Here is a 25,964-nt window from a genome sequence, read left to right as displayed (position 1 = left end):
TGATCCATTACTAATCAATCGCTTTTCTATCACTTTGGACGTTTTACACCACCAGGACGTTTTACCCCAAATCCATACATATAAATTGTAGGCATATTAACACGCTTATCAGAACGCCTGTCAATAATTCCCAGTTGTAGCAAATATCCCATAATTTCCTCTGGTTTGGAAGCAGGAGGTTGTTTTCCTAATTCTTCACTCCACATTGTATTTTTAAGTTTATCGAGGAAAATTTCTTCTTCCACAGGAACTTTCAAACCATTTAAGCTATTTTTGAGAGGTTCTAACCAAGGATATTCATCTACTAATTCTCCAATTCTATACTGAGAAATATCCACAAGTGCGCTTTGTAAATCAGCAGGAGTGAGGAGAGTATCTCCAGTTAAATTTTGCATATCAGATTCATTTATTCTTCTTTGTGCTGGTAATGAAAATAGCTGTAAAAATGCGCGGGGATAAATTCGACCTCCAGCATCTTTAAGATTATTAGGAATCCAAAGATGTGTATATCCCTTTCTAGGATTATCACCCATAAATCTATTAATTATTCTGCCGATCACAAATTCATGAGAAACTTCATTAGCAGTGATAATTATTCCTAAAGGTGTGTTAGTTTCCTTGAGAAAATTTGGTGATGTCGGTGATATATCCTGCAAATATTCAGCCATTTCTTGACCAGAATTTGCTAATCTTTTGAATAGTAGTTGATATAACCATGAATCTTTCCATTCCAAATTAACTTGATAAGCTTTTAATTTAGAAGCATCAGGAAAACTTAAAAAATCTTCTCGAAAAAGGTCAGTACGTAAAAAAATCTTAGGTCTAATTCTTTCCCAACGTCGCCATCTATCTAACCAAAAAGCTAAAAGTTCACGTATAGGAGTAGCTAATTGATGATATGAATATCCTAATCTATCTAGTTCATCATAGGTGATAAATAACCATTGATCTGATTCAATTAATTTTTGATCTAACAAATCTAAAGCATAATTAATTTTCTCTATGTTTTGACATACAAGAGGAAACCAAGCAGATAATAGAGGTAATTTATTGATTAATAATTCCCGAATTTCTAAAGGTATCTCATCAACCCAATCACCTTTCAATATTTCTTGTTCTTGGCTTAAAATTCTTCCTAACATTAAACCAATCCAAAATATCCGCCAATCCAAATTACTCCCATTGTGTATTTGTGCTTCTATAGTTTCTGGCGTAGGAAAGGTTTTTTCCTGCTGTTGAGTACGTCCAAAACCAGCAATCCATGTTGTTTTGTCTAAGTCTTCTAATGCTCTAATTTTTAAGTTTTCTACCAGGATTTTTCGTCCTGAAGGAATGGCTAATAACCGAAATAGTTCAGTTTTACCTACCCCCTTTCCTCCTAATATTAAAAGTGTATCTCTTTCTAAAACTTGGCGATAGTTAGGAATAGGTAGAAAGTTTTTGAGAAAAATGGCATGATCATTACTTTCATTTTCTGCTGTTGCGTTTCGTGGTGCTATACCAGCCATTAATTCTAGTAGTTTTTGTTTATCAGAATTACTCATCTTACTTCCTCTTCTATTTTGTTAAATCTCTTATTAAATCTTATACACAACCTTTGAGCAATTTTTTGATAATCTTCATTAGTCATCAAAGATACAAACTGTTTCAGCCGTTCAGATTCTTCTTGACTTTCATCACGCACAAATAAACTAATATCTCCTTGTAATTCATCTTTCAAAGGCAGTATTATAGGTAAAAAAGGTTCATTAATATCATCGGCATTAGGTACAACTTCACCTTCATAATAGTAGTTTTCTTGAAATGCTATATATGCCTGTTCTTTAAATGCTCTTAATTCTTCATTCCTTCGTCTTTCCAAACTGGCAAGAGCCATAGCATGAACTAATATTACAGCGAATTTTTCCCTTTCTGCTAATAATGGTTGAGATAAACGACGAATAACATAAGTTAAACCAGCCCAACTTTGCCGAGACTGTCTACCAAATATCACTGCGGCGTGAGATAAATCAGTTAATGCTAATCCTCCAATATCATGAAATCCTGCTCTAGAATCTAAGAGAATAAAATCAAGAGGTTTAACAGCACTTTCTAGTTCTTTCAACATTCCCTTAAAGGTTTCAGGAAGTTGATGATCTACTAAGTTTTGAAAATCTAACCTTGCTAACTTTTCTAAGTAATTATTATCTACATTTCCCGCAGTAAATAAATATATTTGTCCTCCTGAATTTCCGAGTAATAGGGGATCATTAATTCTTAAAATATCATTTCTTAAAGACCAATTTCTATTTTGAATCTTTTTCTCTAATAAATAATCAATCACACCAAAGTTTTCTACTGTATCTTTAAAAAAGATACTGGATAACCCGGGAGCTTCTAAATCTAAATCTAAATCTACTATAGCTACTCGGTGTCCATTACGAGCTAAAGTAAGTGCTGTAGCTACTAATGCTGTGGTTCTACCTACACCACCTTTGAATGAGAAAAAAGTGACAACTGCTGGTTTTGTTCCTGTATCCACCCATCTTATTTCCCAAGGTGGATTACCTGAATTTTGATTAGTCCATGTCTGTTTAGCAAGATGGCGTTCTAGCACATACCAATCAATATTATTATCATCCCATTCAGCCGCTATTCTTTCATTTTTTATGGCATCAATTAAGGATTTGTAACCATCTTTTTCACCTTGTGCCAACCAAATATCTTCACCATAATAATAACTTAATTTTTGTTGTAAATGTCTTTTTAATTTATCTGTTTCTCCTGCATCAATTGTAATACTTTCCTTTGGTTCAAGAAACAGCCGAATTTTACCATAAATATCACGAATTATGGTTACAGATTTTAACTTTGGTTTGAGTCCTGATTCAATATTTGCTTCTGTAAAACACTCTTTTACTTTGTCAAAAGTATCACCAAAACTAATCATATTTTTCTCAATTTTTCTAAAATTCGTTACTGCTAATTATACCATCTAAAACCAATTTAGTGATAACTTCCTGATAAATTTCCTCTGCTCTGTTAACTGCTTCCTCCGCTTCAGTTTGATTCCAAATTCCTGATTTATAATAGCGTCTGCCTGGATGATTTTCTGCTAATTTTGTTCCTTGGGTTTGAGAAGTTGGAAGCTGCATAAGTACAGGATACATCAAGCGTAATCTATCTATTGCTTTTCCTTGAAGTTCTGTTAAATCATGTCCATACTTTTTAACTGCTGTTTTACCTTCAGGAATATATACTTCTACTAATACCTTAAATGAGCATTCAACGACATAACCCGCAAGATATACAGCATTATCCCATCGTTGCTGATCTAACAAGATTTTTGCATCATATAAATGTCTTGCTGCTGCTTGAGGAAAAGAATCTGGTAACAATGGTAACAAAATTACTCCTTATTTATTATTTTCAAAAAACTACGAAAATGCTAAATATAAACTAAGTATAAATGTGATTATGCGGTGTTTGTTTGTATATCAGCAACTTGTATTTTCTCTTAATTATTTACTTTATATTAAGATATGTAACAAGTTGGTCTATAGCGATCAAGTGAATCATCAGTATTATGACTTGACAGAAGCATCAAGTTATCATAAATAAAAAGTAATCAGAAATGTGGGAAGATACTTTTATTATTAAACCTATCTTACCTATTTAGTGATACTCTGTACAGTTTACCCTACCGACACACCACTATGTCTGAAGAATTAACACTACCGATAATTTTACCAGTTGGGGCAATTCTGTTTGAAGTCCTATTTTTAATCACAGCTATTCCCATAGAAGCTACTGTTCTCCATAAATGGTTGAAATTTGATAAAAAAACTAGTACATTTTATGCTATATGTACTAATGTTTTCTCTAGTGTTATTGGCTGGTTAATATTTTTCTCAATTGAACCAATATTAGCTATAGAAATTAAATCACAATTAATTAACTATGTACTTTTCAATAAACTCAAAGATCCCAGTATCCAAACCATGATAGTTTTTACATCTTCTGCTATTTTCTTCGGAACTTTCTTAGTCAAATTTTTATTACTAAAATTACTAATGATATTTTTGAACGAAGCTAAAAAGCAAGAACAAACTACCGTGATGACTGGACAAGAAAGAGCAGCTTATCTGAATATCAATAAAGTTCAAAATAATCAACTGGTTTTAGCAACATTAGTCGCTAATTCACTGAGTTATAGTGCTATTACAGCACTTTTATTAATACGTTCACTTTAAAAATACAGGAGAAGAAATGGACAGTTTATTTAAGGATGTATTAGCAATATTTAAGTTTATTGAAGACTTATTCTCAGGAGTGCGAAAATTATTAACTCCAGCTAAAATATATTCATGGCAAACCTTAATTTATTTGAGTGTATTTTCTTGGGCAGCATCATATTTTGCTGTAGGATTTGTTAAAGATATTATTGCTTTTTGTGGCTGGTTATTTTTAATAGCAGGAACAGCATGGTATACAACAGATGATCCCTTGCGAGTTCCTGGAACTTTTATGCCTGTGGGAGCAGTAATTAGTGGTTTTTTAATCAGTGTATTTGCCTTCGGCCATGAAAAAAATATTATTACTACTAAAACCATAGTTATCTGGCCAACTATCGCAGCAATAATGACTGTTTTACCCAGTTTTTTTGAAGGTACAGGAGGAACAACAGCAAAGGTTACGCTTCCTAAATTAGAACAGAAACAAAAAATTCTGATTTTGTTAGCTTGGTCTATGTTAATTAGTTGTTGGATTCAATTTTACTTTGTTGTAGATAAATGGTTAAAAGACTATCCCAGTTTACGCGGAGATAATTTTCAAAATAGCGCTTTTGTGATTAGGGTAGAACCGCGAAAACAAAAACCTAAAAATGGTGATTTAATTTTAAGAAAAATTCAACCTTTAGTACAGCAACAAATTGCTAATAAACCTTGGTCAGAAGTGGAAAAATGGTTATTAGATGCTAATCAAAAATTAGGTAATTTAGGCCAGAGAACTATTGACAAGAATTTAAGTAAATTGGAGGAAAAGAAATTATGGGAAGTACAACCAAGAGTAGTTAGTATTAAAACTGGATACAGATTGGATATTTTAACTATTTGGAAAGGACCGAGTCCAGATAATAAAGGATTTTATTGGAAAAAATCTTGTTTGATAGAACCTAAAGGTTCTGATAAAACATCAGAAAATAAAAATGCAGTGGCTAATATTTCCTGCGAAACTAGTACCCTTATTATTGGTTCTCCTCCACCACAACAGTAGAATTGACAATTGATAATTAATTTCTCAATAGTAGATTAGGCTTCTAGCCCGATTTATAATTAATACTGAATGTGTAAATATGGGTTATCAATACCCATTTATCGAATTAGTTGAATTATCACAATATAAATTACAACGAGGAAGAATTATGAATGTAATGAGAACCTTTGTCATGGGTAAAAATGTATTTAAGGAAGTGATCCGCGATCGCATTGTCTACATTATCGGTTTTTATGCGATTATTTTAGCCGTTGCTTTCCACGCTATTCCTGAATTTTCTGCTACCAGTGCTGACAAAATATTTTTAGATTTTGGTTTAGCAACAATGAATATCATCGGGTTAATTGTTGCCATATTTATTGGTACAGGTTTAGTCAATAAAGAAATTGAAAAACGCACAATTTTAGTATTAATTGCTAAACCTATCAGTCGTAGTGAATTTATTGCTAGTAAATATTTCGGTTTATCTGCTGTGATCACTGTTTTAATTACAGCAATGACCATCATTTATGTAGGATTTTTACTAATTGGTAAAATATCTTATCCTTTTACTAGTATTCTTCTGGCTGTATTATTTTTAATTTTGCAGTTATCTTTAATTACTGCTGTCGCGGTTGCTTTAGGAGTATTTACTAGTTCTCTCATTGCCACAGCTTTAACTTTTGCTGTTTATTTAATGGGAACTATTACCAAAGATTTAGTAGCATTAGGTAAATTAAGTGGTAGTCAAGGGATTATGCAAATGACCCAAGGTTTATATTTAATTTTGCCAGATTTATCGAGATTAGACTTAAAAAATGATGCCGTTTATGGTATCCAAGCATTACCAGATTTTATGACTTTAACTATCAATGCTGGTTATGGTTTAATTTACAGTTTTATGTTGTTAGCATTAGCTATTTTAATCTTCTTAAAAAGAGAGTTTTAAATAATTAAACCTAATTAAACCTGTCTGAAAATTCAATATGCTTTTTCTATAACCCTTGTAAAGAGGTTATAAAATGTCTATTGAAAATGGACAATTGATAATTATTTTTGATGATTAAATCTATCCAAATAACTCACTAATGTACTGTTTAATCGGTTAATTATCAATTATCAATTATCAATTATCAATTATCAATTATCAATTATCAATTATCCATTATCCATTATTTATTCCTTCTCATTCGTGACTTGGATTTGTAAATAAACTAGTCCTAAAGTTATGACTAAAAGTACCGTAGCAATGGCCGCAGCATAACCAAAATCAAATTGTCCAAAGGCTTCTTGATAAGTGTAATAAACTAATAAATTGGTAGAATTTAAAGGACCTCCTCCCGTAATCACATAAACTGGTTCAAAACTGCGGAAAGTAAAAATTACTGTGGTAATAGTAGCGAAAATTAAAGTAGGTCTTAATCCTGGTAAAGTAATATGCCAAAATTGTTGTAAATCATTTGCCCCATCTAATTCTGCTGCTTCATATCTATTCACAGGAATTGCTTGTAAACCTGCCAAAAAAACTACCATATTAAACCCTATTTGTTTCCAAATACTGAAAAGAATCATTACTGGCATTGCCCAAAAAGTATCTCCTAACCAAGCAATTTCAGGAATATTAAAAATACCTAATAATTGATTAATTGGTCCAGTATTTTGAAACAACCACCGAAATCCTAAACCAGCAGCAACTAAGGAAATTATTGATGGTAAAAAGTATGCTGTACGGAAAATTCCCCGCATAGGAATAGCTTTATTTAATAATACTGCCAGTCCTAAAGGTATGATTAAACTAGGAATAACACTACCAATGGTAAAATAGATTGTGTTAAACAGAATTTGCCAAAAATCTGCATTTCCTAAGAGTCGCAAATAGTTTTTTAAACCTACCCAATATGCACCTGTGGATGTAAAACTACCTGCTGTAAAGCTGAGGTAAAACAAGTAAAATATTGGCCAAATTATAAATAAACCTAATATAATTAGGGCTGGTGTGAGAAAAATCCATGCTGCTATAATTTCGTTATCAAATAATTGGAATTTTGAGGTTTTTGGTGTATTCATAATGGTATGAAGGTGACAGTGTGAAGTAATGTAAGCTATTAGCCGTGATAGCGTGTGTAAGTTATAATTCATTTCTGGGCGGGTAGCCATACAAATAAGCCATCTGTAGCTTAAGTTGACAAAAATGAGTTCATGCTTTACCCCTATTGATAGCTGACTGCTATGGAGAAATCGTGAATTTATGTATATTTTTTCTCAATCTCTCTAGGGACTGTTAAGATCCTAATTAATACATTAGATTTTACCTCAATAATGCTGACAACTTTTCTTAATTTTCCCACAGAAAAAATCGTTAATAAATTGCTGAAGTACAGCCTATTAATAAGTTTACCTTTAACCTTTCCTGACACTGTTTTAGCACAACCTACGAGCACACCAACGCCTAAAAATGCGGAAACTGTGAGTTCTAGTGATGCAGAAGTGATCAAGAAATTATCAGGACGATGGGAATCTCAAGATGCGACATCTTCTATCACTGTAAGTTTTATTTTTGATGGTAATGGTAAGTTGTTTTTAATGATGGGGGATGCCCAAAGATCCGCAGCCTATGCTGTCACATATCAAATTAATTCTACTCCACAACCGATGCACTTAAATATTAATTTACCAGATACTCCTCAACCAGTATTAACCATTTTTGATTTTACTGCGGATGGACAAATGCGAATGCAAATAGAAGGAACTAATCCAGGTGAACCTAGACCAAAAGAGTTTTCTAAAAATGTTACTTTTTTTAAAAAAGTTTCCGAAAATACAAGTTTACCTCAAAATGTGGAATTAGTCACGAATGACCAAAAACCATCTGAAAATATTGCTGGAAATATTACTGAAAGTTCTGGTGAAGGTAAACAATATATAGGGTCAATGAATCGCGGACAACAGGCTTATTATTTAGAAAATAATAAGTTTGCTAAGAATATCCGAGATTTGGGAGTTGGAATTAAGTCAGAAACAGTAAACTATCGTTATGGTATTATCTTAAATCGTAGGATAAGCAATATGGTAGTGCATACAGCAACGCCTAAAAAACCTAATTTCAAGAGTTATATAGGGGTAGTATTTATCAGAAAAGTGAAGGGTGAAATATTCACAGATACAGCAATTTGTGAAAGTTTAAAACCTGGCACTAAACCTCCTGCTATTCCTAGAATTTCCGCTAAATCTTCTCAAGATGTTAAATGTCCATCAGGTTCGATTTTGCTGAAATAATTATTATATTAGGGACTAACTAATTGAGTTTCAGATCCTCCTAAATTCCCATTAAAAACGGAGACTTTGATTTCATTTCCCCCCCCTTTTTTTAAAGGGGTTAGGGGGGATCAATAGATTCCTAAAACCACTAACTTTTAACTTGTCTCACTGGTCTAAAGATGATATGGATGCTAGTCTAATTTATCCTCAAGTTGATTATAATAATTACGCTAATTATTCCCCAAATAAACCTGTAAAATTGGCAGTGATGGCTTCTGGAAATGGTAGTAATTTTGAAGTAATTGCTCAGGCAATTTCTGCGGGTAAACTTAATGCTGAAATTACGGTTTTAATTTACAATAATCGTCAAGCTAAGGCAGCTATGAGGGCAAAAAATTGGGGTGTAAAAACGGTTTTTATTAATCATCGAGATTATCAAATACGTGAGGAATTAGATCAAGAAATTGTGAACATTCTACAAATTCATGATGTAGAAATTGTGGTTATGGCTGGCTGGATGCGTATTGTTACACAAGTTTTAATTGATGCTTTTCCTCGACGAATAATTAATATTCATCCTAGTTTATTACCCAGTTTTAAAGGTGCGCGGGCGGTAGAACAGGCTTTAGCTGCGGGAGTAAAAATTACTGGTTGTACTGTGCATTTGGTATCTGTGGAAGTAGATAGTGGAGAAATTTTGATCCAGGCTGCTGTCCCAGTTTTTCCTAATGATTCTTATGAAAGTCTCCATGCTAGGATTCAAGTTCAAGAACATCGTATTTTACCTTTAGCTATAGATTTATTAACTAAAGATAAATAACTTCTTGGATAGGTTTATGATTGATCTGTTGTATGGTAAAATGGTCGGTCATCATTAGTTAAAAATTCACAAAAAATTGACAATTGACAAAATTTAGGATATTTTTATGGCAGTTTTGAGTAATCCTATTAAGTTTGGTACAGATGGTTGGCGAGGTGTTATCGCTGAAGAGTTCACTTTTGAACGTTTGGCTTTAGTGGCCAATGTAGCAGCAAAAGTTTTATATAAAACCTACTCGTCTTACACTAATAGTCGCACGATTATTATCGGTTACGATCGCCGATTTATGGCAGAAGAATTTGCAAGAGTGGTAGCTAAGGCTGTAATAAGGGCGGGTTTTGATGTCCTTTTTAGTGAAAGTTATGCACCCACTCCGGCTTTTAGTTGGGCTGCTAAGGATTTAAAGGCTTTAGGGGCTTTGGTAGTAACGGCCAGCCATAACCCTGGTACATATTTGGGTTTGAAGGTAAAAAGTGCTTTCGGGGGTTCAGTACCGCCAGAAGTAACTAAGGAAATTGAAAAATTATTATTAACAGAAGTGACATTTGCCGATAATGTTGGTGGTGAGAAAAGTTTTGATCCTTGGCCTAGTTATTGTCAAGAATTAGCTAGTAAGGTGGATCTGGAGGAAATTAAAAAAGCAATTAGTAGTCATAATTTAACTATTTTTGTTGATGCTATGCACGGTGCTGCAGCAGGCGGTTTAGCTAGGCTTTTAGGTGCAGAAATTAAGGAAATTAATAGTGAACGAGATCCATTATTTGAAAATGGTGCGCCTGAACCTTTACCTAAATATTTGTCTAAGTTATTTACTGTAATTAAGGAATATCAAAAAGTTAATAATTGCAGTTTAACTGTGGGTTTGGTATTTGATGGAGATTGCGATCGCATAGCCGCAGTTGATGAACAGGGAAATTTTCTCAGTTCACAAATTTTAATTCCCATTTTAATTGATCACTTGACTTTAAGACGGAAATTCACAGGGGAAATTGTGAAAACTGTCAGTGGTTCTGATTTAATTCCTCTGGTGGCTAAATTACATAATTTATCACTCCATGAAACGGCAGTTGGTTATAAATATATTGCTGATAGAATGTTAGATACAGAAGTTTTATTAGGAGGTGAAGAATCGGGAGGTATTGGTTATGGTAGTCATATTCCTGAACGAGATGCTTTACTTTCGGCTTTATATGTGTTAGAAGCTGTGGTAGAATCTCAATTGAATTTAAGTGATTATTATCGCTATCTTCAAGAAAAAACTAATTTCTTATCGGACTATGATCGGATTGATTTACCTTTAGCTAGTATGGAGGTAAGAAATAAATTACTAGCACAATTACAATCTCAACCATTAACAGAAATCAATGGTAAAAAAGTGACTGATTGTAATAAAATAGATGGTTATAAGTTCCGTCTAGCTGATCACAGTTGGTTAATGATTAGATTTAGTGGCACTGAACCGGTTTTAAGGTTATATTGTGAAGCTGCTAATATGACAGAAGTTCATCAAACCCTAAATTGGGCGAAAAATTGGGCTGAGTCAACTTAAAGTTAATTTAACAAAAATTAAACAATAAAGAAGGAATAATTGACAATTGATAACTAATGTTCCTTCTTTTAAGTTCAATTACCAATTACCAATCACCATAATATGAAAAAAATACTTGTAGTGGCTACAGGAAACCCAGGAAAATTAAAGGAGATGCAGAATTATCTAGCTGATTCTGGTTGGGAATTAACTTTAAAACCAGAGGATTTTGAGGTAGAAGAAACGGGAGTAACTTTTGCGGAAAATGCTTGTTTAAAAGCCGCAGCAGTGGCTAAAATCACAGGAAATTGGGCGATCGCTGATGATTCTGGTTTAATGGTAAATGCCCTAAATGGTCAACCTGGAGTATATTCTGCCCGTTATGGTAATACAGATGTAGAAAGAATTGCCAGATTATTGCGGGAACTTGGAGATAACAAAAATCGTCAGGCTAGGTTTGTTTGCGCGATCGCAATTGCTAACCCCCAAGGAGAAATAGTAATTGAATCAGAAGGTGTTTGTCAGGGAGAAATTTTATTTGCATCTACAGGAGATCAAGGTTTTGGTTATGATCCAATTTTTTATGTTCCTGAACAAAAATTGACTTTTGCCCAAATGTCTCCTGAAATGAAAAAATCAATTAGTCATCGCGGTAATGCTATCAAAGCCTTACTTCCTCAATTAATCACAATTTAACAATTATGACTGCTAAAGTTATTTTAATCGTCACTCATGGCGCAACCTCTGGACAAAAGTACAGCACATTCCATCTACATGAGGTACACTAGGAACAGGCAAGATGCCTGTGTTACAAGGGTTTTATCAATCTGCATCAGAAATTAAATCAGATTACCTGCAATATGATTTACAACATGGTGATACAGTGCAAATAGGTAATAGACTTTTTCGAGTCTTTATTGAAACGGAACATACACCAAATCAAGTTGTAACATTTTTAAATACAGATATTTCATATAAATCTAAGTTATTAGGAATGATTAAAACTTTGGTGGGTAAAAAAATCCTCTCGATAAAGATTTAAAAAACGTAGGAGAATATAAAATACTTCATTAAGCTGTTGTGCTTTTAACTTGAATAATTAATACAAGCAAGATGCTTGTGCTACTGTAACTTCAGGTTTTTTAATTATACAGTGAGTGCTGCACATTAGCTTATTATCCATCGCCAATCTAACATCTAAAATTCTGCCGATGGTTAGCAGCTTGCAATAATAAAGATTCGGCAAAAGCGATCGCTTCATTTGCTGATTTTCCTCCTGCTAATTGTGCTAATTCTTGTCTTCTAGTGGTTAAATTATCTAGTTTTGTCACTCTGACAACGGTTCTCTCTTCATCATTATTTATCTTATTAATTACCTCTTTAACTACACGGAAATGTCTATCAGCCATCGCTGCTACTAAAGGTTGATGAGTCACACATAATACTTGTTGATTTTGACTCAGTTGATGTAATTTTTCCGCAATAGATTGGGCTACAATACCAGAAACTCCCACATCAATTTCATCAAATACCATAGTTTCCACTTCATCACTGTGATTAAAACAGGCTTTTAATGCTAATAAAAAACGACTCATTTCTCCACCAGAAGCTATTTCTGTTAATGGTTGAATTGGTTCTCCAGGGTTAGGACTAAACATAAAAGTGATTTTATCAGCACCAGTGGAAGTGGGAGAAATAGGCGTAATTTCTACTTCAAATTTTACCTTATCCATTGCTAAAGGTTTGAGTTCATTTAATAAATGAAATTGAAAATTAGCGGCGGTTTCTTGACGAAGTGTGGTTAATTTTTGACAATATTGAATTAGTTGTTGTAAATATAATTGTTCTTGATGTTCTAATTTTTCTAAAGACTGTTCATTATTATTTAATTCTGATAATTCCGTTTGGATTTTTTCATAATAGGCGATCGCTTCTGCTAAACTTGGTCCATATTTACGACAAATTTGTTTTAATTCCCTAATTCTTTCTTCTACTTCTTCTAGTCTTTGAGGATCAGCTTCTAAATTTTCGCCATAAGCATTAATTTGTCTACCTATTTCTGTCACTGCGGCGATCGCATCTCTTACCAACTCTAATAATGGTTCTAATTGAGAATCATACTCTACCATGTGAGTTAAAAAAGTTTCGCCATCGGCTAAAAAGTCTGCTGCTGTAGGAGTTTCTGAATCACTTTGATATAAAGCCTGATAAATTTTATAACTCATTTGTTGCAGATCAACCACATGATTTAAACGTTCTCTTTCTTGAGTTAATAATTCCATTTCTTGAGGATCATCAAGATTTGCCGCTTTTAATTCCTGTACTTGATAAGTCAATAAATCTAATTGTTGTAATCGTTCTTTTTCCGAAGTACGGCGTTTTTCTAAAGTCTGATGAGTTTGTTGATAAAGTTGAAAAGCAGTAGCTACCTTTTGACGTTGTTGTAATAGTAAATCTCCGCCATAAACATCTAACCATTCTCTGACTTGGGCTGATTTTCCCACTTGTACAGTTTGTCCCTGGGCGGTAATTTCCACTAACTTTTCCCGCAGTTCTCCCATAAATTGGCGATTTACTAATACCCCATTTACCCGTGAACGACTGCGAACATTATTAGCATTAGCCACAATTTCCCGACTAATAATAATGCAATTTTCATCAATTAAATCACATTCCTGTTCATTTAACCATATAGCTAAATTAGGATTAACTAAAAAAGTTCCTTCGATAATAGCACGATTAGTACCCGTTCTAATCACACGACTAGAAACCTTACCACCTAAAATAGCATCAATAGCATCTAAAATAATAGATTTACCCGCACCAGTTTCTCCGGTTAAAACATTTAAACCTTTACCAAAATCTAATTCTAATTTATCAATTAAGGCGAAATTTTCAATTCTTAAACACAGTAACATGATAATAGAATCTCCAATCTTTAAATAACTTTCAGATCCCGGACTTCTTTAAGAAGTCCGGGATCTTGGTTAACCCAAATAATTCCGCATTTTCTCCGCTAAAATCTCTACATGAGGAATAGCCATCATAGTATGATGATCTCCTGGTATCCATTCCACATTAACAGATTTATTAGCGTAATCACTCCATCCCCAGTCTTCTAAATTAAACCAATCTTCTTTCATCACATCCAACTCTTCCCCAAAACCTCCCTGAGAACGAAATAATACTATAGGCAATTTTTCACAATTTTGTTCATTTACGACATATTTCGTATCATTATTGGCTTTATAAACTGTGACAATTCCTCGTAATTGTTTTACCAAACTTCCTGGAGGTAAAATTCCCGCATTTATTAGTAGTTTTAAAGCATAATTATATAACTCATCATCATCAGTGATTTTTTCTAAATCTTCTGGTATGACTCCTATTTTTTGACCATATAAACCTTCACCTTGTTGTAACATCATGGCTAACCATTGCCATTCTTGCATATTTTTTTCTTGGCTATATTTTTTCTCTTTTGGTGCTAAAGTATCCACTTCTAAAATATAACCAATTTTGTCACTTTGTGCCTGTAATTGTCTTCCCACTTCATAAGCTACATAACCTCCAAAAGAATGGCCTGCTATAAAATATGGTCCTTGTGGTTGTAATTTTTTCATGGCTTGAATGTAAGTATTAGCCATTGCTTCCACAGAATTATCTAACTCTTCTTCTCCATTTAAACCTTTAGGTTGTAAGCCATAAAATGGTCTTTCTGTTCCTAATGCTTGGGCTAAACTATGTAAATAAATCACATTACCACCCGCACCAGGAATGAAAAATAAAGGTGGTTTATTCCCTTGAGTTTGCATGGGAATTAATGTATGATTAGCAATTTTTACATTATTCTCATTTACTAATAATGCTAATTGTTCTACGGTGGGAGATTGGAATAAAATAGCTAAAGGTAAATTGACTTTAAATCTATCTTGAATTAATGCCATTAACCGCACAGCTAATAATGAATGTCCACCTAAATCAAAGAAATTATCATGGACTCCCACAGGATTAATATTTAGCAATTCTGAGAATATCTCACATAATATTACTTCTGATGCTGTGCGAGGTGCTTGATAACTACTTTGTAAATTTTCTCGATTCAATTCAGGTTCAGGTAGGGCTTTTCTGTCTACTTTACCGTTAGGAGTCAGAGGGAATGATTCTAAGACTACAAAAGCATTAGGAATCATATAATCTGGTAGTTTAGATTTTAAGTAGCTTCTTAATTCTTGTAACTCAAAATCATTTTTCACTAATAAATAAGCTACAAGATTTTGATTACCTAATTTATCAGCTTTAGCAATTACTACTGACTGATTTATCTGGAGATAATCATTAATTACTGCTTCTATTTCTCCTAGTTCTATTCTGAACCCGCGTATTTTTACTTGATGATCTATTCTGCCTAAATATTCTATGTTACCATCTGGTAAATATCTCGCTAAGTCTCCTGTTTTATATATTTTTTGATTGGCAGAAAATGGACTTTCAATAAATTTTTCTGCTGTTAATTCTGGACGATTTAAGTAACCTCTGGCTAACCCATCTCCTCCTATGTGTAATTCTCCTCCTACTCCTATGGGTACGGGGTTTAAATAACTATCTAATATATAAATTTGAGTGTTTGCTATGGGTTTTCCTATGGATATTACCGCTACATCATCTGTTTTTTCAACTTGCTTTACCATTGACCAAATTGTGGTTTCTGTAGGTCCATATAAGTTCCATAATTCTCCACCTGTTTCTAATAATTGATTAGATAATTGTGTGGTTAATGCTTCTCCACCACATAACATTTTAATTTTATTTTTATTGATTTTGTTTTTCTGGAGTGTTTCTTTATTTAATCCTGCTGTAATTAACATTTGCCATGTTGCTGGGGTAGCTTGCATGATGGTAATTTTTTCATCTTGAATATGTTGTAATAATCTCATGCCATCGGTAGCTATTTCTCTGGAGGTAATTACTACTTTTGCCCCAACTATTAATGGTAAATATAATTCCAAACCTGCTATATCAAAACAGATGGTAGTAACGGCATTAAATACATCTTTTCTCTTAATACCAGGTTGTTTTTTCATGGTATTTAAAAAGTTCACTAGCCCTTGATGTTGTATTTGTACTCCTTTGGGTTTTCCTGTTGAACCTGAAGTATAAATTACATAAGCTAAATTGTCTGGTTTAACTTGACTAATGATGTTTTCTGTACTTTCTTGGTTAATTTTTTCCCAATCTTGATCTAAACAAACTATGGTTTTTTGATATTCTGTAAAATCTGCTAGTAATGATGATTGTGTTAATAATAATTCGGCATTACTATCTGATAGCATATAGGCTATTCTTTCTGTGGGATAATTGGGATCTATGGGTACATAAGCTCCCCCAGCTTTTAATATCCCTAATAATGCTATGACCATTTCTAGGGAACGTTCTATACATATTCCCACTAAGGTTTCTGGTTTGACTCCTAATTTTTGTAAATAATTAGCTAATTGATTGGCTTTTTGATTTAATTCTTGATACGTCAATTGCTGGTTTGCAAATTTTATAGCTATTGCATCTGGCGTTTTTTCTGCTTGTTCTGTAAATAATTGATGAACACATTTTTGGTGAGGATATTTAATTTTTGTATTATTATATTCTTCTATTAGTTGCTTTTCTTCTGCTTCTGCTAATATTTTAATCTGATTGATTTTTTGTTCTGAGTTGACAATTATTTCTGTGATTAATTTCTGAAAATGATTAGACATAGTTGTTATTGTCTTTTCATCAAATAAATCACTGTTATAATCCCATGTACAGCTTAATTCTTGATCTTGTTCCATCATTGATAGAGTTAAATCGAATTTGGCTGTTGATGTATGTGATGGTAATATCTCAATATTTACACCTGGTAATTCTAGTTTTTCCATTGGTGCATTTTGTAAAACAAATAATACTTGAAATAATGGTGAGTGACTTAAAGAACGTTCTGGTTTAATGGCTTCTACTATTTGTTCAAAGGGTACATCTTGATGATCATAAGCCTCTAAAGTTGTTTCTTTGACTTGATTGAGTAATTCTCTAAAATTGATATTTTCTGTGAATTTTGTTCTTAATACTAATGTGTTTACAAAACATCCTATTAATGGTTCTATTTCTGACCTATTTCTATTCGCTATTGGTGAACCTATTAAAATATCTTCTTGATGACTATAGCGATATAATAATGTGGCAAATATCGCCAATAATGTCATAAATAATGTTGTGCCTGTTTTTTTGCTTAAATTTTCCAGTTTTTTGGTAATTTCTGGATTAATTTTTAAGTTGTGACTTTTACCATTAAAAGTCATTATTGATGGTCTAGGTTTATCTGTGGGTAGTTGTAATAATGATGGTGCTGCTGTTAATTGTTCTTGCCAATATTTGATTTCCTGATCTAATGTTTCTCCTGTTAACCATTGTTTTTGCCAAGTGGCAAAATCAGCATATTGAATGGTTAAATTTGGTAATGGTGAAGATTTTCCTTGTAAATAATTTTGATAAAGAGTAGATAATTCTTGAATAAATATTCCTAATGACCAACCATCTGAGATAATATGGTGCATGGTGACTATTAGCAGAAATTCATCTTTGTTTATTTGGGCAGTAATAACTCTTAATAAATTATCTGTTGCTAAATTAAAAGGTGTTTCTATTTCTTTTTGAATCGCTTTTTTAATTTCTGCTAGGTTAATATTTGTCCAATCTTCTATTTTTAATTGCCAGGTATTTTCAGAATTAATTACTTGTGCAGGTTGTCCATTAATGGCTTGAAAATTGGTTCTTAATACTTCATGACGATTGACAATTTCCTGTAAAGATTTTTCTAAGATATTGATTTGTAAGTTGCCAGTAATTTTTAAGATTCCTGGGATGTTATAGGTGGAACTTGCACCTTCTAACTGATCTAAAAACCATAGTCTTTCTTGGGCAAAAGATAGGGTTAAATTACCATTTCTAGAAACCGGAGCAATAGTCTTAATACTATTTTGTAAACTTGTTGCTAATTGTTTTATTGAAGTAATGCGATCGCTCAACTCAGATATGGTAGCATAAGCAAATAATTCTTTTAAACTTATCTCTACAGAAAACACTTTTCGTAACCGAGATATAACTTGAGTTGCTAGTAAAGAATGTCCTCCTAAGTCAAAGAAACTATCATATATTCCCACTGATTTTAAATTTAAAACTGTCCTGAAAATATCAGCTATAATTTCTTGATTAGGTGTTTGTGGAGGCACAAATTCTTTACTTTTACTTAAATCTAAATCTGGTGCTGGTAAGGCTTTTCTGTCTACTTTCCCATTGGGACTTAATGGCAGATTTTCTAATATGATAAAAGCAGAGGGAATCATAAACTCTGGCAATTGTTTTTTGAGAGAATCTTTTAATTTCTCAATGTTTAAAGATTTATCTTCTGTAGCTAAATAAGCTACTAAACGCTGATTTCCAGGTATATCTTGCCGAACTATCACTACTGTTTGTTGTATGCCGGGATAACTGTCTAAAGCTGATTCAATTTCTCCTAATTCAATACGGAAACCTCTTAGCTTCACTTGGTTATCAATGCGTCCGAGGTATTCAATGTTACCATCTGCTAGATAACGAGTTAAATCACCAGTTTTATATAATTTGCCAGTACCAAATAAATTAGAGATAAATTTTTCATTTGTCAATTCTGTCCGGTTAAGATAGCCACGACACACTCCTACACCACCTATATATAACTCTCCTGGTACACCTACTGGTACAGGTTGAAAATAGCGATCTAAAATGTATAGTTGAGTGTTAGCTATGGGTTTACCAATGGGAACTATTTTTTGTGGTAGTTGGGGTTGACATTGCCAAAAAGTAACATCAATAGCTGCTTCTGTGGGTCCGTAAAGATTATGTAATTCACAATTTAATTGGTTTAATTTGGTAAAAAACCGTTCTTGAAGTTCATAAGGTAATGCTTCTCCACTGCAAATTACCCGTTTAATGCTTTTACAAGTTTCTACTCCTGATTCTTGCAAGAATACCTGTAGCATAGATGGTACAAAATGCAAGGTAGTAATTTCTGCTTGCTTAATTAAATTTACTAGATAAGCACTGTCTTTATGCCCTTCTGGTTGTGCTACTACTAAGGTTGCACCGAATAATAACGGCCAGAAAAATTCCCACACGGAAACATCAAAACTAAAGGGAGTTTTTTGTAAAATGCGATCGCTTGCTGTTAATTTATAAGCATCTTGCATCCATAGCAACCGATTACTGATACCACCATGAGTATTCATTGCACCTTTGGGTTTTCCCGTAGATCCTGATGTATAAATTACATAGGCTAAGTTATCAAATTTTACTGAAACAGTAGTCAAATTTTCGTCTTTTTGGGTCGCTATTTTCTCCCAGTGACTATCTAAACAGATTATTTGTGCTTGATTTTTTGGTAAGGTTGTTAATAATAATTCTTGAGTTAGCAATATTGGCATTGCTGCATCTGATAACATATATGCTATTCTGTCAGATGGATAATTAGGATCTATTGGTACATACGCTCCTCCAGCTTTTAATATTCCTAATAATCCTATTACCATCTCTAAAGAACGTTCTACACATATCGCCACTAATGTCTCTGGTTTTACTCCTAAGTTTTGCAAATAATGGGCTAATTGATTGGCTTTTTGATTTAATTCTTGATAAGTTAATTGTTGATTTTCAAATACTACTGCAACAGCATCAGGAGTTTTAATTACCTGTTCTTCAAACAATTGATGAATACATTTATCTTGGCGATATGCAACTTTTGTATTATTCCACTCAAACAATAACTGATTTCTTTCTGCTACTGTTAATAAATTTATCTGATTAATTTGTTGTTGAGGATTTGCTAAAACTGATGTTAAAACATTCTCAAAATGTCCTAACATTCTTGTAATTGTGGCATCTTCAAATAAATCACTGTTATATTCCCAATTTGCCACTAAACCTTGTTCACTGGGTTCTATATCTAAGGTTAAATCAAAATTGGTAGTTTCCTTTTCTAATGTTAATGGTGTCAAAGTTACATCAGGTAATTCTGTTGTCTCACTAGGTGTATTTTGTAAAACAAACATTACCTGAAATAAGGGAGAATGACTTAAAGAACGTTCTACTTTTACCGCATCTACTATTTGTTCAAAGGGAACATCTTGATGTTCATAAGCTGATAAAGTAGTTTGTTTAATTTGTTGTAATAATTCTGCAAAGCTAAGATTTTCTGTAAATGATGTTCTTAATACTAAGCTATTTACAAAAAATCCGATTAATGGTTCTATTTCCGCACGGTTACGGTTAGCAATTGGTGAACCTATTAAGATATCTTCTTGATGACTGTAGCGATATAATAAGGTAGAAAATACTGCCAATAATGTCATAAATAGGGTTGTTCCTGTTTCCCTACTTAATAATTGTAATTTTTCAGTTATTTCTTGATTAATAATTAATTGTTGACTTTTGCCATTAAAAGTCATTATAGATGGTCTAGGTTTATCTGTGGGTAATTGTAATAATGATGGGGCATTTTTTAAATTTTCTTGCCAATATTTAATTTGTTCTCCTAATATTTCTTCTGTTAACCATTCTCTTTGCCATTGAGAAAAATCTGCATATTGAATAGTTAAAGGTGTTAAATCAGGATTTTTACCTTGAATATAAGATTGATAAATAGTAGATAGTTCTTGTAAAAATATACCAGTTGACCATCCATCCCAAACTATATGATGTCTAGTGATTAATAATATAAATTTATTCTCAGATATTTTTAATAAATTGCCTCTAACTAAGGTATCTGTAGCTAAATTAAAGGGTTTTTGTTGTTCTTGATGAATATATTTATTAATTTCTGATTCTTGACAATTTTCTACTATCAATGGCCAGGTTTTTTCTGCTGTAATTATTTGTACTGCATGACCATCAATTTCTTGAAAGTTAGTTCTTAATACTTCATGACGTTCAATAATAGTATTTAATGATTTTTGTAAATAATTAATGTCTAATTTTCCAGTAATTGTTACTCCTAATAATAAATTATATGTAGTGCTATTTTCTTCAAATTGGTCTAAAAACCATAGTCTTTCCTGTCCCCAAGATAGAGGAATTTGTGCTGATTTTCTATTGGCAATTATGGGTAATTTAGCGGGATTTATGCCTTCTTTTTGCAATAGTTTAATTAATACTTTGCGTTTTTGTTGTGTGAGACTGGCTAATTTTTGGGCTATTTGTTCTTGTTCTTTTTGTGATTTCATGGCAGTTTGTTATTAAGTAAATTTTTATAGATTTTTATAGATAGATTTATAAGAAACATTTATTTACAGCAATGATTTAATTTCCTGCTCTGAAAGTTCATCTAACATATCCAACATATCACTAATTTTATCCATATCATCTTGCACTATTTCCTGTGTATTGTCAACTACTTTGGCTAATTCCGCAATAGTTGGTGATTCAAAAATAGTGTTAATTGGTAAATTAACCGCAAAGGTTTGTTTAAGTTTAGATAATAACTGTGTTCCAGTTAATGAATCTCCTCCTATTTCTAAAAAACTATCATGAATACTAACATCAGTCACACCTAAAAGCAACTCAAATATACTAGCAATTTTCGCTTCTGTGTCATTTCTTGGTGCTACATAATTAGTTAATTTATTGGTTGATTTTGTTAATTTTTTCTGATTAACAGAATCTTGGTTTTTTGTTAACCCACGTTTAACCCATAAATTAATTCTTGATTCTAAATCTACAGTGGATACTACTATTTGACTGCATTCTTTAGCCAATAATAAATGACTAAATGCTGTAACTCCTTCCTCTGATGTAATTTCTAAATCTGAGATTTCCTCTCCAAAAGTTTGATTATTTACTGTTACTTGTTTATTGCTTTGCCAACCATCCCAATCAATACTTATCCAAGGATAATCATGATTTTTATTATATGCTTGCACGAATACATCCATAAAAGTATTTACCGCAGCATAAGCTACAAATCCTAATCCTCCTAATATGGCAGATAGGGAAGATGTCAACATACAAAAATCTAATTCTTTATTTTTCAGGATTTTACCTAACACTAATGTGCCGTAAACTTTAGCTGTAAATTGATTTTCACATTCAGTTTTTGTGATATTTTCAATTACATTTATTGACTGTCCCCAAATTGCCCCAGCACCAGCAGCATGAATCACACCATTAATATTACCAAATTTTTTCTCAGCTTTATTGATTGCTGTTTTCATTTGTGCAAAATCAGCAACATCGGCACTAATAACTATGACTTCTGCACCTAGTTCTTCTAATTCTTGAACTTTGAGAATTTGTTGACTAATACTATCTTCTTCTGCATGATTTTTAAGATGTTTAGTCCAATCTTTTCGCGCTGGTAATTGAGAACGTCCTGTTAAAATCAATTTTGCTTGCACAGTTTTGGCTAAATATTTGGCTAAACTAAATCCTACATAACTTAAACCTCCAGTAATTAGATAAATACCATTTTCCCTCAAATTAGTATTTTTTGAATGTAAAGGAATGGGGAATTTTTCAAAAGTTTGTACCCAGCGATTTTTACCACGATAAGCAATATTTTTATCTGTGGTTTTGGTATTAATTTCTGTCACTAATTGATTAATTATTTGATTTTTATTGTTACTAACAATAATATCAACAGCGCGACAAGTAAAATAAGGATATTCTTGGGGAATAGTGGGAATAGTTCCTAAAATTGTAGATTTTTCAGGATGTAAATTTTCGTCCCCAGTGACATCTTGAATATGGTTAGCTATGACGGTAATTTCACATTCATGAATAAATACTTGTTGACTGCACGCTTTCACGTAAAATAGTAAACTATAAAATCCTCTACTTTGGGATTTTTGGATGATATCAATATCTAATTCTTCATCTAATTTTTGATTGGGTTTTTCATCTGTTAAATTCCATAAATGGACAACTTTTTCAGGAGTGAAATTTAAACTTTGCAATTCTTGAATTAAGGAAACATAATCTTCTGAATTTTCAGGATTAATGGTATATTTTCCTGCACTTTCTTGTTTAAAAGATTCTCCGATTTTAACGGTAATTGCTTGGGGATATTGTTTAGCTAATTCTTCTCCTATTCCCACATCATCTATAAACAATAAAATCTGATTAACGGTTGTTTGTGATGGTAATAAAGGTAAACGTTGCCAAGAAGGAACATAAAACCAATCAGCAATATTAGATTTTTTCACTAAGATCTCTGAATTTGTAGTAGGTAAATTTCTATTTTCTGGTGCAGAAATCCAATAACTTTGACGTTGGAAGGGATAGGTAGGTAAGGTAACTTTATAATGTTCTTCTGGAGAATAAACCTGACTCCAATCAATTTCTATACCTGTTAACCATAAATTACCCAAAGTATTCAATAAAAATGCACTATCTGAAATGATTTCTTGAGGATGAGGTAAGGATGTGAAAATTAATTGTGATGGTGATTTTTGCGGATGTTTTTTAGCAAAGGAGGTTAAAACTCTTCCTGGTCCTACTTCTAAAAAGATTGATTCTGTAAATTGTGATTCATTAAATAAAGTTTCTAAACCTTGAGAAAAACGCACTGTTTGGCGTAAATGTTGCGCCCAATATTCAGGGTTTGTAGCTTGTTGTGGAGTAATCCAAGTTCCTGTTAAATTAGAGATGTAAGGAATTTGGGGACTATTCAAAGATACTTTTCTAAATATCTCTGTAAATTGTTTAACAATTCCTGCCATCATTTGTGAATGAAAAGCGTGGGAAGTATGTAAACGTCGAGATTCGATATTTTTAATTGTTAGTAATTCCTCCAATTTTTCGATATCTGTTATTGTTCCTGACACTACACAACGGGAAGGTTCATTAATTACTGCTATGTCAATTTCTGATGTTAAAAATGGTTGAATTTCCTGGGGAGATAATGGTACAGATAACATTGCCCCAGTAGGAAGTTGTTGCATCATTTTTCCTCTATTTGCTACCAAATATAAGGCATCTTCTAAAGAAAATACTTCTGCAATACAAGCTGCTACATATTCTCCTATACTATGACCTATTATGGCTTTTGGTGATATTCCCCAAGATTTCCACAGTTGAGTTAATGCGTATTCAATAGTAAATATGGCAGGTTGAGAAATTGCTGTTTGGGTTAATTTTTCTTCTGCTTGTTTAATGTTTTCTGGTTGAGGATAAATGATTTCTCGTAAGTCTAATTTTAGATATGGTTGCAAGATTTCACAACATAAATCTATGGTTTGTTGAAATACTGTTTCTGTTTCATATAGTTCTCTACCCATGTTGATATATTGTGAACCTTGGCCAGAAAACATGAAAATTACAGGACGTTCTTGCACTTCTATGTTATTAGTAATTAATGATGATGAATCATGATTACTTAATATTTCTACAGCTTGATTGATGTTTTCACATACTAACATCCGCCGATGATTAAAGGCTTTTCTACCACAACTTAATGTATGGGCGATATCTGCTAAATTGTCATGAGAATGTGTTTTTAAATGATTTGCTAAATTTTCTGTTGCTTGATTTAAAGCAGTTTCATTTTTAGCAGAAATTACTAAAATATGGGCAATTTTTGCTGTTTCTATAGGTGCAATTTGGGGGGCTTGTTCTAAAATTGCATGGGCATTTGTACCACCAATTCCAAAGGAACTCACTCCGGCACGTAAGGGGGTATGATTAATAGTTTCCCAGGGTGTTAATTGAGTATTGACATAAAAAGGTGAGTTGTCAAAATCAATTTTAGGATTAGGATTTTTAAAGTGTAAACTAGGAGGTATTAATTGATGTTTTAAAGCTAAGGTTGTTTTGATTAAACCTCCCACTCCAGCAGCAGTATCCGTGTGGCCAATATTACTTTTTAAAGAACCAATGGCGCAAAAATTTCTAGCTGAAGTTTTGGGTTTAAATACTTGATTTAAGGCGGTAATTTCGATAGGATCACCTAATTCTGTAGCTGTACCATGGGCTTCAATATAAGTGATAGTTTCTGGTTCAATATCTGCGATCGCTAAAGCATCAGTAATAACTGCGGCTTGACCTGTTATACTAGGGGCAGTGTATCCAACTTTGACAGCACCATCATTATTAATAGCTGAACCTTTAATTATGGCATGAATTTGATCATTTTGGGCGATCGCATCACCTAATCTTTTTAATAGTACAATTCCTAAACCATTACTTCCCACCGTACCTTTAGCTTCAGCATCAAAAGTGCGACAATGACCATCAGGAGATAATATCATCCCCTCTTGATATAAATAACCATTTTTGTGAGGAACACGCAATGTTACCCCACCAGCTAAGGCCATATCGCATTCACCACTTAACAAACTTTGACAAGCTAAATGTACCGCAACTAAAGAAGTAGAACAAGCAGTTTGAATATTTACCGCAGGTCCTTTAAGATTTAATTTATAAGCAACACGAGTAGGTAAAAAGTCTTTATCACTATCTAAAATAACTTGATATTCACCAACAGACTCTAACAATTCTCGATGATAAATGAGGTTGTTTAATAAATAACTATTAATACCAATTCCCGCATATATTCCTATTAACCCAGGGTAAATTTCGGGGTTATAACCTGCTTTTTCTATAGCTTCCCAAGCACATTCTAAAAATAATCTTTGTTGAGGGTCTAAAATTTCTGCTTCTCTAGGACTAAAATCGAAAAATTCGGCATCAAATAAATCAATATTTTCTAAAACACCGGAACTTTTAACATAATTATCACTTTTTAATAATTTGGGGTTAATACCTTCTGCTAATAGTTCATCATCGGTAAAATAGGAAATTGACTCTACACCATTTTTCATATTTTCCCAAAAAGCATCAATATCTTTTGCCCCAGGAAATCTGCCAGCGAGGGAAATAATGGCTATATCGCTATCATTTATTAAATAATCAGGGTTTTGTAATGGCATAAGTTTAAATTAGTTATATTTTTGTATCAAGTTATGTTTATTAAACCTTATTTAGAAAAGTGTGAAGATAATGTTTTCATAACTAGTGCGTAAGTCCTCAAAATTATCATCCACACTCAAATTAACTTTATCT

At 32.7% G+C, this 25,964-nt stretch carries 15 protein-coding genes; 8 read left to right on the top strand and 7 right to left on the bottom strand.

What is annotated here, in order from left to right; translation table 11 throughout:
* Positions 1–29: 29 nt before the first annotated feature.
* The 3 genes from H6F32_RS09045 to H6F32_RS09035 are packed head-to-tail and all read right to left on the bottom strand — an operon-like array spanning position 30 to position 3,386.
* Positions 30–1,544 (bottom strand): P-loop ATPase, Sll1717 family, encoded by a 1,515-nt coding sequence (locus tag H6F32_RS09045; protein WP_190369002.1) that lies wholly within the window; start codon positions 1,542–1,544, stop codon positions 30–32.
* Positions 1,541–2,929 (bottom strand): KGGVGR-motif variant AAA ATPase, encoded by a 1,389-nt coding sequence (locus tag H6F32_RS09040; protein WP_190369001.1) that lies wholly within the window; start codon positions 2,927–2,929, stop codon positions 1,541–1,543. Before H6F32_RS09040 ends, H6F32_RS09045 begins: the two co-directional genes overlap by 4 nt.
* Positions 2,930–2,945: 16 nt before the next feature.
* Positions 2,946–3,386, bottom strand: a complete 441-nt coding sequence (locus H6F32_RS09035) for a HEPN domain-containing protein (RefSeq protein ID WP_199294526.1) — start codon at positions 3,384–3,386, stop codon at positions 2,946–2,948.
* A 309-nt stretch (positions 3,387–3,695) separates the two neighbouring features.
* Between H6F32_RS09035 and fraC the strand changes: the two genes are divergently transcribed.
* The 3 genes from fraC to H6F32_RS09020 all read left to right on the top strand — a co-directional run bounded on the left by fraC (position 3,696) and on the right by H6F32_RS09020 (position 6,184).
* The gene (gene fraC / locus H6F32_RS09030; protein ID WP_190369000.1) at positions 3,696–4,232 is read left to right on the top strand and encodes a filament integrity protein FraC; all 537 of its coding nucleotides are present in this window, start codon (positions 3,696–3,698) and stop codon (positions 4,230–4,232) included.
* Between the two features lie 16 nt (positions 4,233–4,248).
* On the top strand, positions 4,249–5,256 hold the full coding sequence (gene fraD, locus H6F32_RS09025) for a septal junction protein FraD (RefSeq protein WP_190368999.1): 1,008 nt from the start codon (positions 4,249–4,251) through the stop codon (positions 5,254–5,256).
* Between the two features lie 148 nt (positions 5,257–5,404).
* Positions 5,405–6,184 carry an ABC transporter permease gene (locus H6F32_RS09020; protein WP_190369055.1) on the top strand — a complete coding sequence of 260 codons (780 nt, stop codon included), beginning with the start codon at positions 5,405–5,407 and terminating at the stop codon, positions 6,182–6,184.
* Between the two features lie 227 nt (positions 6,185–6,411).
* Here H6F32_RS09020 and H6F32_RS09015 read toward each other — a convergent pair whose 3' ends face one another.
* Complete coding sequence (locus H6F32_RS09015; protein ID WP_190368998.1) at positions 6,412–7,302, bottom strand: carbohydrate ABC transporter permease; 891 nt, start codon at positions 7,300–7,302, stop codon at positions 6,412–6,414.
* Between the two features lie 252 nt (positions 7,303–7,554).
* On the opposite strand from H6F32_RS09015, the gene H6F32_RS09010 reads away from it, so the two are divergent.
* The 5 genes from H6F32_RS09010 (at position 7,555) to H6F32_RS08990 (ending at position 11,883) form a co-directional block, all read left to right on the top strand.
* The gene (locus tag H6F32_RS09010) at positions 7,555–8,511 is read left to right on the top strand and encodes a type IV pilin-like G/H family protein (protein ID WP_190368997.1); all 957 of its coding nucleotides are present in this window, start codon (positions 7,555–7,557) and stop codon (positions 8,509–8,511) included.
* 166 nt (positions 8,512–8,677) lie between these two features.
* Positions 8,678–9,313 (top strand): phosphoribosylglycinamide formyltransferase, encoded by a 636-nt coding sequence (gene purN, locus H6F32_RS09005; RefSeq protein ID WP_190369054.1) that lies wholly within the window; start codon positions 8,678–8,680, stop codon positions 9,311–9,313.
* Between the two features lie 106 nt (positions 9,314–9,419).
* On the top strand, positions 9,420–10,862 hold the full coding sequence (locus tag H6F32_RS09000) for a phosphoglucomutase/phosphomannomutase family protein (protein WP_190368996.1): 1,443 nt from the start codon (positions 9,420–9,422) through the stop codon (positions 10,860–10,862).
* A gap of 102 nt (positions 10,863–10,964) precedes the next feature.
* Positions 10,965–11,537, top strand: coding sequence for an RdgB/HAM1 family non-canonical purine NTP pyrophosphatase (rdgB, locus tag H6F32_RS08995; protein WP_190368995.1), 573 nt, complete (start codon positions 10,965–10,967; stop codon positions 11,535–11,537).
* Between the two features lie 103 nt (positions 11,538–11,640).
* A complete protein-coding gene (locus tag H6F32_RS08990; protein ID WP_190368994.1) occupies positions 11,641–11,883 on the top strand; it encodes a hypothetical protein in 243 nt (80 codons plus the stop codon).
* Positions 11,884–12,031: 148 nt separating this feature from the next.
* Here H6F32_RS08990 and recN read toward each other — a convergent pair whose 3' ends face one another.
* From recN to H6F32_RS08975, 3 genes are all read right to left on the bottom strand, one after another.
* Complete coding sequence (gene recN / locus H6F32_RS08985; protein ID WP_190368993.1) at positions 12,032–13,759, bottom strand: DNA repair protein RecN; 1,728 nt, start codon at positions 13,757–13,759, stop codon at positions 12,032–12,034.
* 69 nt (positions 13,760–13,828) lie between these two features.
* A complete protein-coding gene (locus H6F32_RS08980; RefSeq protein WP_190368992.1) occupies positions 13,829–21,130 on the bottom strand; it encodes a non-ribosomal peptide synthetase in 7,302 nt (2,433 codons plus the stop codon).
* A 63-nt stretch (positions 21,131–21,193) separates the two neighbouring features.
* On the bottom strand, positions 21,194–25,831 hold the full coding sequence (locus tag H6F32_RS08975) for a type I polyketide synthase (protein WP_190368991.1): 4,638 nt from the start codon (positions 25,829–25,831) through the stop codon (positions 21,194–21,196).
* Positions 25,832–25,964 lie beyond the last annotated feature (133 nt).

It is taken from the genome of Anabaena sp. FACHB-1237 (genome assembly GCF_014696225.1).
GTDB lineage: Bacteria > Cyanobacteriota > Cyanobacteriia > Cyanobacteriales > Nostocaceae > FACHB-1237.
This window is presented reverse-complemented; position numbering and strand designations above follow the sequence as displayed.